At 55.2% G+C, this 13,514-nt stretch carries 15 protein-coding genes and 1 riboswitch; of the genes, 14 read left to right on the top strand and 1 reads right to left on the bottom strand.

From position 1 onward, the window contains the following. Nucleotides 1–186 precede the first annotated feature (186 nt). Complete coding sequence (gene thiC / locus IEX44_RS06385; protein ID WP_188690610.1) at nt 187–2,100, bottom strand: phosphomethylpyrimidine synthase ThiC; 1,914 nt, start codon at nt 2,098–2,100, stop codon at nt 187–189. A 62-nt stretch (nt 2,101–2,162) separates the two neighbouring features. Next, nucleotides 2,163–2,259, bottom strand: a riboswitch (TPP riboswitch). Nucleotides 2,260–2,416: 157 nt separating this feature from the next. Between thiC and IEX44_RS06380 the strand changes: the two genes are divergently transcribed. The 14 genes from IEX44_RS06380 (at nt 2,417) to IEX44_RS06315 (ending at nt 13,482) form a co-directional block, all read left to right on the top strand. After that, the gene (locus IEX44_RS06380; protein ID WP_188690609.1) at nt 2,417–3,070 is read left to right on the top strand and encodes a protein-L-isoaspartate O-methyltransferase family protein; all 654 of its coding nucleotides are present in this window, start codon (nt 2,417–2,419) and stop codon (nt 3,068–3,070) included. 85 nt (nt 3,071–3,155) lie between these two features. Then, entirely contained in the window at nt 3,156–3,479 is a 324-nt protein-coding gene (locus tag IEX44_RS06375) for a rhodanese-like domain-containing protein (protein WP_188690607.1), read from the top strand. A 154-nt stretch (nt 3,480–3,633) separates the two neighbouring features. Then, the gene (gene rfbB / locus IEX44_RS06370; RefSeq protein WP_188690605.1) at nt 3,634–4,692 is read left to right on the top strand and encodes a dTDP-glucose 4,6-dehydratase; all 1,059 of its coding nucleotides are present in this window, start codon (nt 3,634–3,636) and stop codon (nt 4,690–4,692) included. 1 nt (nt 4,693) lies between these two features. After that, nucleotides 4,694–5,602 carry a dTDP-4-dehydrorhamnose reductase gene (gene rfbD, locus IEX44_RS06365; RefSeq protein ID WP_229678799.1) on the top strand — a complete coding sequence of 303 codons (909 nt, stop codon included), beginning with the start codon at nt 4,694–4,696 and terminating at the stop codon, nt 5,600–5,602. Beyond that, nucleotides 5,599–6,483: a glucose-1-phosphate thymidylyltransferase RfbA gene (gene rfbA / locus IEX44_RS06360; protein WP_188690601.1), complete on the top strand. Its 885-nt coding sequence runs from the start codon at nt 5,599–5,601 to the stop codon at nt 6,481–6,483. The genes rfbD and rfbA overlap by 4 nt, the downstream gene beginning before the upstream one ends. A gap of 2 nt (nt 6,484–6,485) precedes the next feature. After that, nucleotides 6,486–7,040: a dTDP-4-dehydrorhamnose 3,5-epimerase gene (gene rfbC, locus IEX44_RS06355; RefSeq protein WP_188690598.1), complete on the top strand. Its 555-nt coding sequence runs from the start codon at nt 6,486–6,488 to the stop codon at nt 7,038–7,040. A gap of 113 nt (nt 7,041–7,153) precedes the next feature. After that, entirely contained in the window at nt 7,154–7,528 is a 375-nt protein-coding gene (locus IEX44_RS06350) for a GtrA family protein (RefSeq protein ID WP_229678895.1), read from the top strand. Next, nucleotides 7,513–8,304 (top strand): glycosyltransferase family 2 protein, encoded by a 792-nt coding sequence (locus IEX44_RS06345; protein ID WP_229678798.1) that lies wholly within the window; start codon nt 7,513–7,515, stop codon nt 8,302–8,304. The genes IEX44_RS06350 and IEX44_RS06345 overlap by 16 nt, the downstream gene beginning before the upstream one ends. Further along, on the top strand, nt 8,301–10,388 hold the full coding sequence (locus IEX44_RS06340; RefSeq protein ID WP_188690589.1) for a hypothetical protein: 2,088 nt from the start codon (nt 8,301–8,303) through the stop codon (nt 10,386–10,388). Before IEX44_RS06345 ends, IEX44_RS06340 begins: the two co-directional genes overlap by 4 nt. Nucleotides 10,389–10,414: 26 nt before the next feature. Then, nucleotides 10,415–11,173 carry a glycosyltransferase family 2 protein gene (locus IEX44_RS06335; RefSeq protein WP_188690586.1) on the top strand — a complete coding sequence of 253 codons (759 nt, stop codon included), beginning with the start codon at nt 10,415–10,417 and terminating at the stop codon, nt 11,171–11,173. Continuing rightward, entirely contained in the window at nt 11,170–11,793 is a 624-nt protein-coding gene (locus tag IEX44_RS06330) for a PI-PLC domain-containing protein (protein WP_188690583.1), read from the top strand. Before IEX44_RS06335 ends, IEX44_RS06330 begins: the two co-directional genes overlap by 4 nt. Then, nucleotides 11,790–12,422, top strand: coding sequence for an HAD family hydrolase (locus tag IEX44_RS06325; RefSeq protein WP_188690580.1), 633 nt, complete (start codon nt 11,790–11,792; stop codon nt 12,420–12,422). The genes IEX44_RS06330 and IEX44_RS06325 overlap by 4 nt, the downstream gene beginning before the upstream one ends. Beyond that, the gene (locus tag IEX44_RS06320; RefSeq protein ID WP_188690577.1) at nt 12,419–13,150 is read left to right on the top strand and encodes a glycosyltransferase family 2 protein; all 732 of its coding nucleotides are present in this window, start codon (nt 12,419–12,421) and stop codon (nt 13,148–13,150) included. The genes IEX44_RS06325 and IEX44_RS06320 overlap by 4 nt, the downstream gene beginning before the upstream one ends. Further along, nucleotides 13,150–13,482, top strand: coding sequence for a cupin domain-containing protein (locus IEX44_RS06315; RefSeq protein WP_188690575.1), 333 nt, complete (start codon nt 13,150–13,152; stop codon nt 13,480–13,482). Before IEX44_RS06320 ends, IEX44_RS06315 begins: the two co-directional genes overlap by 1 nt. Nucleotides 13,483–13,514: the final 32 nt, after the last annotated feature.

Genomic DNA, 13,514 nt, shown 5'->3' with positions numbered 1-13,514 from the left:
GCTTGGCGCTTTGGGCGTTTCAATCAAAGAATGGATTGAGAAAGCTTTCAGCTTACAACCGTTTATCTAAAAAGGTAACGGTAAGTCTTTGTTGTAAAAGCCTTTTTGTTGCACCGCGTCAAAAGAAGTAAAAAAAACGGACGTCAGCTGACGTCCGTTGCGTTTGGGGTACGCCCTGTGCGCGGGTTATTCCTTGTGATAAACCTGAGCGCCGCGTTTCACGAACTCAATCGACTTGGCCTCCATGCCTTTGTTCAGCGCTTCGGCTTCGGCAATGCCTTGCTGGGCGGCAAAGTCGCGGACATCCTGGGTGATCTTCATGGAACAGAAGTGCGGGCCACACATGGAGCAAAAGTGAGCCAGCTTGGCGCCTTCCTGTGGCAGGGTTTCATCATGGAAGGCACGCGCCTTGTCTGGATCCAGGCCCAGATTGAACTGATCTTCCCAACGGAATTCGAAACGGGCTTTTGAGAGCGCGTTGTCACGGATCTGAGCGCCCGGATGACCCTTGGCCAGGTCCGCTGCATGCGCGGCCAGCTTGTAGGTAATGATGCCTTCCTTCACGTCATCCTTGTTTGGCAAACCCAGGTGTTCCTTGGGCGTGACATAACAAAGCATGGCGGTGCCATACCAGCCAATCTGCGCCGCGCCGATCGCGGAGGTGATGTGGTCATAACCCGGGGCGATGTCCGTGGTCAGCGGCCCGAGGGTATAAAACGGTGCTTCGTGGCAATCTTGCAGTTCAAGGTCCATGTTCTCCTTGATCAGCTGCATCGGCACGTGGCCGGGGCCTTCAATCATGACCTGAACGTCATGTTCCCATGCAATTTTCGTCAGTTCGCCCAGCGTGCGCAGTTCACCCAGTTGGGCTTCGTCATTGGCATCCCACACCGAACCCGGGCGCAGGCCATCCCCCAGGCTGAAACTGACGTCGTACGCCTTCATGATTTCGCAAATCTCAGCGAAATGCGTATAGAGGAAGTTCTCTTTGTGATGCGCCAGACACCACTTGGCCATGATTGAACCGCCACGGCTCACAATGCCCGTCATGCGGTTGGCGGTCAGCGGCACATAACGCAGCAGCACGCCGGCGTGAATGGTGAAGTAATCCACGCCTTGTTCGGCTTGTTCGATCAGCGTGTCGCGGAATAACTCCCAGGTCAGGTCTTCGGCTTTGCCATTGACCTTTTCCAGTGCCTGGTAGATGGGCACCGTGCCAATCGGCACCGGGCTGTTGCGCAGAATCCATTCGCGCGTTTCATGAATATTCTTGCCGGTAGACAGATCCATGATGGTGTCTGCGCCCCAGCGAATGCCCCAGGTCATCTTGTCCACTTCTTCATTGATAGAAGAGGTGACGGCCGAGTTGCCGATATTGCCATTGATCTTCACCAGGAAATTGCGGCCGATGATCATCGGCTCCAGTTCCGGGTGGTTGATGTTGGCGGGGATGATGGCGCGACCACGGGCGATTTCGTCGCGAACGAACTCGGGCGTGATCTTTTCCGGAATGGCGGCACCAAAGCTCTGGCCTGGATGCTGACGCAGCATCAGTTCGGCCATGCGTTTGCTCTTGTCGCCCAGTGCTTGCAGGCTGGCAATGTATTCGTCGCGGCGCAGATTTTCGCGGATGGCCACGTATTCCATTTCTGGCGTCACGATGCCTTTGCGGGCGTAATGCATCTGCGAGACATTCCCACCGGCCTTGGCCCGACGTGGTTGACGATGCAGCTCAAAGCGCAGTTCATCCAGCGATTTGTCACCAGCACGCAGGCGGCCGAACTCGCTGGTCAGATCCGTCAGCAGTTCGGTATCGGCGCGTTCTTCAATCCATGCGCCGCGCACACTCGGCAAACCTTTGCGTACGTCGATCTTTGCGGTCGGGTCGGTGTACAAGCCGGAGGTGTCGTAGACCGTGATCGGCGGGTTTTTCTCGCCACCAAATGCGGTCGGGGTGTCATGCTGGCTGATTTCACGCATGGGCACGCGCAGATCGGGCCGGCTGCCTTCAACGTAGACCTTGCGGGAGTTAGGCAGTGGCTGGATGGCAGCTTCGTCCACATGGGCACTGGCTGCACTGAAATCTGCACGGGTATTCATGGCGTCTTCCTTCTTGAGAAAAGGGCGCAGGGGTGCGCGATAGACGCCAGACCGCGGACGCGGCAAAGGCGGCTTCGCTTCCCTACGCCGGTGTGAACCGGATCAGGTGCAAAGGGACTCTCTCATCCGCGCAAAAGCACGGAACCCCTAGCGAAACTCTGCTGTGACGTTACGCAGTTTATGCGATAATCGCAAGTTAATTTACAAGACAGTCCGGTCAACGGTAGCGCGTCAGCGCGGTATCTGGCGGGGCTGGAACGTCGGTTGGATCGCTCAGAAGACGCCGTCTGGCGCCTGTTTTTTCAAGGTGAAAAGCATGGATTGGGAACACGCCCGTTATCTGCTGGTAGAGCAGCAAATTCGCCCGTGGGATGTGCTGGATCAGAAAGTGCTGGATCGCGTATTGACGGTCAAGCGCGAAGATTTCGTCCCCGCAGACAAAAAAGCGCTGGCTTTTGTGGATTCTGAACTGCCGATCGGCCACGAAGCCACCATGCTGGCCCCCAAGGTCGAAGCGCGGTTCCTGCAAGATGTTGAAGTACAGCCTTCTGACAAGGTGTTGATTGCCGGCGCGGGTACGGGCTACCTGATGGCACTGGCAGCGGGTCTGGCGTCGCAAGTGTATGGCGTGGAAATTGAACCAGAACTGGCTAGCCAGGCTGAAGCCAATCTGGCGCGTGCCGGAGTGCGTAACGCCCGCGTTGTTGTCGGTGATGCCGTGCGTGGCTTTGCTGAGCAGGCTCCGTTTGATGCGATCATCGTAACCGGGTCGTTCTCCAGCGTGCCCGCTGCGCTGAAAGAGCAACTGGCTGTTGGCGGCCGTTTGATTGCCATCGTGGGCGAGTTGCCGATCATGAGCGCCACGCTGGTTCGCCGCGTTGACCACAACGCCTACAGCGAAGAAAAACTGTTCGAATACAACTTGCCACGGATGAAGAATGCGCCGGCGGTATCGGCCTTCACCTTCTGACGGGAACGCAAGACGGTCAGAGCAAAAGGCGTGGCCGTGTGCCACGCTTTTTTTATAACGGTATATGTATCAGGACGCATTACACATGCAGCAACTCACCGCGCAAGAACTGGCAGCCTGGCTGCAGGATGAAACCCGCACCAACCCGGTTTTGCTGGATGTACGTGAAGGTTGGGAATTCGCAATGTGCCATCTGGATGGCAGCACGCACTTACCCATGAATGAAATTCCGCAGCGTTTTGCAGAACTGGACGAAGACGCTGAAATTGTCGTGATCTGCCATCACGGCATGCGTAGCTACCAGGTTGGCGTATTCCTTGAGCGTCAGGGGTTTGGTCATATCAGTAATTTGAGTGGCGGCGTGGACGCCTGGGCTGGTGCAGTCGATCCGGCCATGGCGCGGTATTGATCGTCATCGCAGCTTAATAACGACAATTTCGCGCTGGATGTCAGGGATTCATTGAGAATGCTGGCGTTTCTCGTCAAACTGATCGCTTGATATATGACAATGAATAAGTAGATGGCCGGGCTGCGGCCGCTATCTCTTCGATGGATGTAAAGCAATGATTCTGGTGACCGGTGGCGCCGGGTTTATTGGCGGCAACTTCGTGCTGGACTGGCTGGCGACCAGCGACGAGCCGGTGTTGAACCTGGACAAACTGACCTATGCAGGCAATCTGCAGACGCTGGCAGCGCTTGAGCACGATGCGCGTCATGTGTTTGTCCGTGGTGATATCGGCGACACCACTCTGGTGCCCGCATTGCTGGCCCGCCATCGGCCGCGCGCAGTAATCAATTTTGCCGCAGAATCTCACGTCGACCGCTCGATTCACGGCCCCTCCGAATTTATCCAGACCAATATTGTGGGTACGTTCAACCTGCTGGAGTCGGTGCGCGGCTATTGGTCCGCTCTGCCCGAATCCGAGCGTATCAGCTTTCGTTTTCTGCACGTTTCTACTGACGAGGTTTACGGCTCACTCGCTCCGGACGACTCGCCCTTTCGTGAGACCAATCCGCATGCACCGAACAGCCCTTACTCGGCCTCCAAGGCGGCATCTGACCACCTTGTGCGTGCGTGGCACCACACTTATGGCCTGCCGGTCCTGACGACCAATTGTTCCAACAATTATGGTCCGTATCATTTCCCGGAAAAATTGATCCCGCTGGTGATTTTGAATGCGCTGGCCGGGAAGCCGCTGCCTGTCTATGGGGATGGACAGCAGGTTCGTGACTGGTTGTACGTCAAAGACCACTGCGCTGCCATTCGCTGTGTGCTCGAGGCCGGGCAGTCAGGCCAGACCTACAATGTGGGCGGCTGGAATGAAAAGCCCAACCTTGAGGTGGTGCATACCATCTGCCGCATTCTGGACGAGTTGCGCCCACGCGCAGACAGTCAATCGTATGCGAGCCAGATCACCTTCGTGGCCGACCGGCCGGGCCATGATCGCCGGTACGCGATTGACGCAAGCCGACTGGCGGATGAGCTGGGGTGGAAGCCGGCCGAGACCTTTGATAGCGGCATCCGCAAAACAGTGGCCTGGTATCTGGATAACGACGCCTGGATCAGCAATGTGACCTCCGGCAGCTATCGCGACTGGATCGCGCGTCAGTATGAGGGCTGAGATGCGCCGCATTCTGATCACCGGCAAAAACGGGCAGGTCGGCTTTGAGCTCCAGCGCAGCTTGTCAGTGCTGGGGGAAGTGATCGCGGTCGGACGCGAGGACTGCGATCTGGCTGATCCCGCCGCTATCGATGCGTTGGTGAATCGTATTGCACCTGATGTCATCGTCAATCCGGCTGCATATACCGCTGTGGATCGGGCAGAGACGGATGTTTCTGCTGCCCGCGCAATCAACGAAATGGCACCGGCAACCCTGGCCGCAGCCGCGCTCCGCCATGGCGCATTGCTGGTGCATTACTCCACCGATTATGTATTCGACGGCGCGCAAACCACGCCATACCAGGAAGCCGATGTTGCGGCCCCACGCTCAGTCTATGGCCAGACCAAACGGGCGGGTGAGGTAGCGATCGAACTCAGCGGTTGCAGGCACGTCACCTTGCGGACCAGCTGGGTGTATGGCGTCTGGGGCAACAATTTTGCCAAGACCATCCTGCGATTGGCCCACGAACGTGACGCACTCAAGGTCGTTGCCGACCAATTTGGCGCACCGACTCCTGCAGCATTGATTGCGGATGTCACCGCGCATCTCGTCGCGCGCTATCTGGCCGGCGCGGATGCTGCCGCGTTCCCGTTCGGGACGTATCACCTCACAACGCGTGGGGAGACCAGCTGGCATGGCTATGCAAAGACACTGATCATGGCGGCCCGCGCGTTGGGTGCGCAGATCCGGCTTGATCCCTCTGCGATTACGCCGGTGAGTACGGCCGAATACCCGTTGCCCGCACCACGCCCGGCCAACTCCCGGTTGTCAACTGAAAAACTGCAGAACACTTTCGGTCTTGATCTGCCTCACTGGGAGCAGGCGCTGGCCCACGTTTTACGGCAGCTGATCCCTACGGAGAAGTCATGAGCACCCGTTCCAGAAAAGGCATCATTCTTGCCGGTGGCTCCGGCACCCGCCTTTACCCGGCGACGCTGGCTGTCTCTAAACAGCTATTGCCTATCTACGACAAACCGATGATTTACTACCCGCTTAGCACCCTGATGCTGGCGGGAATTCGCGAGATTCTGGTAATCTCCACGCCGCAAGACACCCCTCGCTTTCAGCAGTTGTTAGGTGACGGCAGTCAATGGGGACTGCATTTGCAATACGCCGTGCAGCCTTCCCCGGACGGTCTGGCGCAGGCCTTTGTGATCGGCCGCGACTTTGTCGGACAAGACAATTGCGCGCTGGTGCTGGGCGACAACGTGTTTTATGGTGCCGATTTTGCCAACCTGCTGGCGGGCGCAACCACCAAACCGGCGGGCGCCACGGTCTTTGCCTACCGCGTCAACGACCCGGAACGCTACGGCGTGGTGGAGTTTGACAGCACCGGCAAGGCCATCAGCATTGAAGAAAAACCGGCGCAGCCCAAATCGCCTTTTGCGGTGACCGGGCTCTATTTCTACGACAACGACGTGCTCGACATCGCCCGCGACATCAAGCCCTCCGCACGGGGTGAGCTTGAGATCACGGATGTCAATTCGTACTATCTGGCCGCTGGGACGCTCGACGTTAAAACCATGGGGCGGGGCTATGCATGGCTGGACATGGGGACGCATGACTCGATGCTGGAAGCCAGCCAGTTCATCCAGACCATTGAGTCGCGGCAAGGGCTGAAGATTTGTTGCCCGGAAGAGATTGCATGGCGCGCCGGCTGGATCGACGCCGCGCTGGTCGAGAAAATGGCCAGACCCATGAGCAAGAACAACTACGGCAAGTATTTGCTGAAAATGCTGGCTGAGGGTTAAGCATGCAAGTTATTGATACCGAGCTTGCCGATGTGAAAATCCTTGAGCCCAAGGTGTTCAAGGACGAACGCGGTTTCTTTTTTGAGAGTTTTAACCAGCTCAAGTTTGCGCAGGCGATAGGCCGCGATGTGGTGTTTGTGCAGGATAACCACTCCCGGTCAAGCAAGGGCGTATTGCGTGGCTTGCACTACCAGACTGCGCGGCCGCAGGACAAACTGGTCCGGGTGCTGCGCGGAGAAGTCTTCGACGTGGTCGTGGATTTGCGCCACGGATCACCCACTTGGGGTCGCTGGGAAGGGCATCTGCTCAGTGAGCAGAACAAAAGGCAGTTATGGATTCCTGGCGGTTTTGCCCACGGGTTTCTGGCAATGTCAGAGGATGCCGAGGTCGCGTACAAAGTGACCGAATACTGGTATCCGGAACATGAGCGTACCTTGCTCTGGCGCGATCCCGATCTGGCGATAGTCTGGCCGCTGACCGGGCAGGTTTTGTGTTCGCCCAAAGATGAATTGGGTGGTCTGTTTGCAGATTTTGATGTATCAAATTTTAGTTATTAACGAAATACAGAGCGATATACCGTTTGTGTCAGATATATCTCACGGGGGCGTCACATTGTGGATGTCCAGTATGAATCCAGACAGGTCTTTGCATGTTTGATAGCCGGTTGAAAGTGCTGGCCAGCTTCTTTGTGAATTCGCTGGCCGGGGTCATCCTCGACGTGTTGCTGTTCCAGTTGCTTTCCCAGGCAGGTGTTGCACCGTTGTACTGCAACCTCGTCAGCGCCGGCGTTGCGCTGACGACGACCTATTTCCTTGTCAGCAAACACACGTTTGGCGCACAGAGAAACCTGTTTGACATGACGGTTTTTGTTGCCTGGTATTCGTTTTCCATTTTCATGTTTTCCTTGGGGATCGATTATTGCTCGCGTCGATTTGGCCTGATGCCAATTCTTTGCAAAATCGGTTCCCTGCCGTTTTCTTTTGCCGTTAATTTTGTATTCAGCCGGTTATTCCTGGGGAGGGCTGTGCAGTGCCAGAAAAAATAATGATCTTTATCCCTGCATACAATTGCGAAAAACAGATTCCGCGAGTTCTGGGAAAAATTAATGACGAAGTCCAGCAATTCGTGCAGGAAGTGGTCGTTATTGACAATGGCAGCGCCGACAAAACGCTGGCTTCCGCTACAGAAGCTATCCAGCCGCTGAAGATCAAGGCAACGATCCTCAAAAACACCCAGAACTACAGCCTGGGCGGTTCGATCAAGCGTGCGTTACTGTACGCGATTGAACAGGGCTACGACTACATGATTGTCCTGCATGGTGACGATCAGGCGGATATCCGCGATTTGTTACCGGTGTTGCGCAAGGGCGAACACCGCGAGAACGATTTGCTGATCGGTGCGCGCTTCCACCCTGATTCGGTGCTGCAGGGTTATTCCGCCACCCGTATTTACGGTAACAAGGTACTGAACTTTGTTTGTTCGCTGATCAATCATCGCCGTGTGGACGATTTGATTGCCGGCATCAACTGCTTCAATGTGTCTTTCTTCAAAAGCCGCTTTTTCATGCAGTTCCCGGACAATCTCACCTTTGACGCGCACGTGCTGCTCTATGCATTCAATAAAAAAGCACGCGTCAAATATGTGCCAATTACCTGGCGTGAAGAAGACCAGATCAGCAATGCCAAGGTGTTCAAGCAGGCCTGGATTATCCTGAAGCTGTTCATGTCCTATGTATTCAAGGGCGACAAAGTCTTTGCCGGCAACAAAAGCGGGCGTCCGGACGGGTTCCAGTACACTTCTGAAGTCATCGCACAGAAATGATTTTCACTGAAAAGAATGCTCGCTGGTTCGCATGGGCTGTCCTGCTGATCACGGTGCCGTTACTGTACGCAAGAATCCGGCTGCATAGCGACTCGCTCTTTCTGGAGTCATTTGCGCGCGACATTCTTGCGGGGCCTGGCAGCCTGCGCGATTGGAAGTTCACGCCTGCACCTGCCTATGTGCCGGACGTGCTGTTGTATTTGCTGGCCTTCAAGTTGTTCAACGGCGCAGAGGCGCACATTTTCTTCGTATCGGCATGTCAGGTGGTCTTGCTGGCGATGTGCGTGGTTTGGGCCGCAAAAAAAATAGATCCGGGACTGTCGTCATTTGCCAGGTCATTGCTGATCATGCTCGTGGCCTTGGTGACGCTGGTGTCCGGCCGTTCGGGCATGTGGCTGTATTTTTACAGCACGAATAACCACTTTGCCGCGCTGCTGGCTTCATTGCTGTTGACCGGGCTATGCCTTGATTTTGTGGCGCGGCCGTCCGCGCGCAATGCCTTGCTGATTGTGCTGGTTGCTGCCATCGCCAAGTCTTCCACCGCAGTATTTCTGATCAGCTTTCTGGCACCGGCACTGTGTTTCATGCTGGTGCTGATCTTCGTTGTCCGTCAGAACGCACTGGTCCCGGCGCAATGGCGTAAATACCTCCTGGCTGCGGTGCTGCTATTGCTGGCGTCGGTACTGGTGTCCAAGGGGATTGATCATTTGCTGACATTCCATGATCCGCTCAAAGGACGCGTCCCTTACTCGATCGAGAGTGCAGCAAGATCTGTTTATCATGTGATTGCCGGGGGGCTTGAAGCGTTTTCTCCGGATAACCCGACGACCATGTTCTACAGCCTGTACGCGCTGATGGGTATCGTGGCTTTGCTGGTCGTTATCCTCAGGCAATTGCGTGCGGACCGGCATGTTCTTGTTATCGAAACGCCCAGGGACACGGACGGAGAGTCAGTGCAGTGGCGCCTCACCGTGACTACGGTGTTCTGGATGGTTGTATGGGCCATCAACGTTGCGGGTGCGATTCTCTCGGGCGGCTTGGTGGATAACGCCGGGTTCCGCTATTTCTCGTTCCCGCTCGCCCTCACACAAATTCTGCTGGTAATTTTCCTCGCCAGAACGGTGCGCTTTGATCGGATGCTCAAAGCGGCTGTTTTTGCGCTGGGCGCAGTCCTTGTGCTGGGCACGGTGTCGACCCTGACCCGTGGCAGTTATTACCATGACTACTACACCTCTGCACGCCGCGCATTGATTGTCAGGCACGAAAATGTCAAACACGACGAAGGCGCTGTGATTGCTTGTCTGGATCAGCTCCGGGACAAGGGGGTGCCCTTGCAGGCGGGTGTCGCAGATTACTGGAATGCGCGGGTCGTGACGGTGCTGTCCGAGCATCACTTTCCGGTCACGGCGTATCTGAGCAATATGAGGCCGTATTTCTGGATGAGCCATATTGGGCAGTTAATACATCCTGAGCGTTATCCGGGGTATTACTACAACTTTGTTCTTCTCCGGCAGGACGAACCCGGTGCCGAGATGGGATTCACCGATGGCGCCATCCGGCCCCAACTGCCAGCAGGTGGGGAAACCTATACTTGCCCGCAAACTGGCACACATATCCTCTTTTTCAAAGATGACACGTTGAACGTCTTTATCCAGAAAACCCAGCAGCTGTTCCTGTTCGAGGAAGGCTTGGGTGGTGCGCTGGAGATGCCGGCATCTACATTGAACGGCAATGTCGGGACGGTCGTCGGCCAGACTCGCCACGCAGATAGTCAGCATGCTGACCCCGGGTACATGATGTTCGGTCCATACATTGATTTGCTGCCGGGTAAGTACCGGATTGCAGTGGATTACGACAATAAATCGCCAGCCGGTGTTTCCCCCGGGTATTTCGAAATTGGCGTATTTTCTGACCCGCAGGATCAGCAACAAATGTATTCAAGCCCCTTCAAGCAAGGCCGAGGCCGTATTGAAACTCAGCTTCAGGTGGGGCCGGCAGGGTTGTCCCGCTTTGAAACGCGCGTCTGGTATAGCGGCAAGGGAGAGATATCCATTGACCGTGTCGAAGTTCGCGAGTTGAACTGACAGAAACTTTGCTGGAAGAAATATTCATGCTTAACATCGTTGTTCCTATGGCCGGTGCGGGCAGCCGGTTCGCCAAAGCCGGTTACACCGACCCCAAGCCACTAATCCCGGTGCACGGCGTGCCCATGATCCAGCTGGTGATCAATAATCTTCGCCCGGCGACTGAACACCGGTTCATTTTTGTGGTGCAACGTGAGCACGCAACGCGTTATGGGCTCAAGGCCTTGTTCAGCCAGTGGGCGCCGGGTTCGGAGCTGATTGAGATTGACGGAGTGACCCAAGGTGCCGCGTGTACGTGTCTGCTGGCTGCAGACCTGATCAACAACGATGACCCATTGATGATTGCCAACAGCGATCAGTATGTGGATGCCTCCATGGAGGCATACCTGGATGAGATGGCGCGTCATCAGGCCGACGGGTTGATCATGACCATGACCGCGAATGACCCGAAGTGGTCATTTGTGGGATATGACGCCCACGGCGTTGTAAACCGGGTGGTCGAGAAAGAAGTGATCTCGGATGAGGCCACTGTGGGTATCTATAACTTTGGCAAAGGTTCGGATTTTGTCCGGTTGGCAAGGCAAATGGTGGAGGAGGAGCGGCGTATGAACGGGGAGTTCTACGTGGCGCCTGTCTATAACGAGCTGATTGAAGAAGGCGGTAAAGTCGTGACCTTCAATATTGGTTCGGAGGCGGTCGGGATGTACGGTCTGGGTATTCCTTCTGATCTTGACCTTTTCTTGTCGCTGGATGTATCACACAAGGCGGTCGGAGCTGTGCGATGAAAATCCTCAGCCATCGTGGCTACTGGAAGTCAGTCGAAGAGAAGAACACTGTGACGGCATTTGAGCGTTCGTTCTCTCTGGGTTTCGGCACGGAAACCGATGTGCGCGATTGTGCCGGCACTCTAGTGATTTCGCATGACATGCCGACCGGAAACGAGCAGACATTTGCATCGTTCCTTGATAGCGTGCCTGATGGGCGTCTGACGCTTGCACTCAACGTCAAGGCTGATGGTATGGCGGCGACTATCCATCGTATGATGAAAGATTATCCGGACCAGGACTGGTTCGTATTTGATATGTCAATTCCGGACATGAAGGCTTATCTGGATCTGGGTATGCCGGTCTTTGCACGGATCAGTGAAGTCGAGCGGGAAATCCCTTGGGTTGAACGCGTCAAAGGCATTTGGCTGGACGCGTTTCATGGGGACTGGTTTGACGCTGATTGCGTTGAGCAGTTTCTGGTGCAAGGCAAGGAGGTGTGTATTGTCTCGCCAGATTTGCATCGGCGGGATCATTTGCCCATGTGGGCCATGCTGCGGCGGGTTGCCCACCATGATCGTTTGACGCTCTGTACTGATTTTCCGGAAGATGCACAGCGCTTTTTCGGAGAAGCTTCGTGATCAAAGCCGTTGTTTTCGATATGGATGGTGTGCTGATCGAAGCCAAGGATTGGCACTATGAAGCACTTAACCGTGCTTTGAAGCTTTTTGGCTTTGAAATCAGCCGGTATGAACATCTGACGGTGTACGACGGGCTGCCCACCGGGAAAAAACTGGAAATGCTCTCGATTGAGCGCGGTTTGCCCGAAGGCCTGCACGCATTCATCAACGAGATGAAGCAGTCTTACACCATGGAAATCGTGCATACGCAGTGCAAGCCACGCTTTGTGCACGAATACGCGCTGAGCACGCTACGGGCTCGCGGATATAAATTGGCAGTTGCTTCCAATTCCATCAGAAAAACCGTCGAGGTCATGATGGAGAAGGCACGCCTTACACCTTATCTGGATGCCATGCTGTCGACTTCGGATATCACCCGTGCCAAGCCGGATCCGGAGATCTATCTCAAGGCGATGTCGATGCTGGGTATTGAGCCCCATGAATGTCTGGTGGTTGAAGACAATGAGAACGGCATTCGCGCGGCTCGGGCGGCTGGCGCACATCTGCTCGTGGTGCATGACGTAGAAGAAGTCAATTTGCAGAACATCACCAAGCGTATCGCCGACATCGAAAAAGGGGCATCGGCATGAATGTGTTGATCCTGGCCGCTGGCAACAGTGGCGTCGACATGCATGATGGGGCTTACCCGTTGTGCCTCACCGAACTTGAAGGTGTGCCATTGATCGAGCGCCTGATCCTGGGGTGTTCGGCCATCAGCAATGCACAGTTCATTGTTGCCCTGCGTGGGCAGGATATTCGTCGTTACCACCTCGACAATATTGTTACGTTGCTTTCGCCTGAGGCCACTATCCTTCGGGTTGCGGAAGACACGCGCGGCGCCGCTTGCACTGCGCTGCTGGCGGCTAGCGAGATCGACAATGATGAAGAACTGTTGATTCTCAACGGCAATGAACTGATTGATATCAATCCTCTTGAAGTCATTGCCGGGTTCCGTGAGGCGCACTACGGTGCCGGAACCATCACATTCCAGTCTGTTCATCCGCGTTATTCTTATGTGCGACTGGATGAAACGGGTCTTGTCGTTGAAGCTGCAGAGAAGAACCCGATCAGTCGGCATGCCACTGCCGGGTTCTACTGGTTTGCCAAAGGCAATGATTTTGTCCGGGCAGTACAGAACATGATCCGCAAGGATGCCTCGGTTAACGGGTTGTTCTACATTTGTCCGGCGCTCAATGAACTGATTCTTGAGCAAGTGGCCATCGGCGTGAAGCACATCGAAGCCAAACAGTATCACCCGCTTAAAACAGAACGGCAGTTGCAGCAGTTTGAAGCTGCAATTGACCACCGGAGAGTTTGATGCAGTCAGCAAGACTGGAAGATATGTTCAAAGGGTGGTTTGTGGGAGCTTTCAAGCCGACCGCGTTCCATACCGATCAATGTGAAGTTGCAGTGAAAAGCTATGTGGCTGGTGAAAAAGAAGCATTGCATTACCACAAGGTAGCCACAGAAATCACGCTGGTACTCTCGGGCACAGTAAGAATGCTCGATAAAGAATGGCACGCCGGCGACATTATTGTTTTGCAACCTGGTGAAGCAACTGATTTTGAAGCACTCACCGACGCGGTAAATGTGGTCGTGAAGACACCGGGTGCACTCAATGACAAGTTCCTGGTAGATAGCGCCGCCTGATCGTGATTCGCCCCGCTCAAGTCGGGGACGCG

It is taken from the genome of Silvimonas amylolytica (assembly GCF_014645555.1).
Taxonomy (GTDB): Bacteria; Pseudomonadota; Gammaproteobacteria; order Burkholderiales; family Chitinibacteraceae; genus Silvimonas; species Silvimonas amylolytica.
This window is presented reverse-complemented; position numbering and strand designations above follow the sequence as displayed.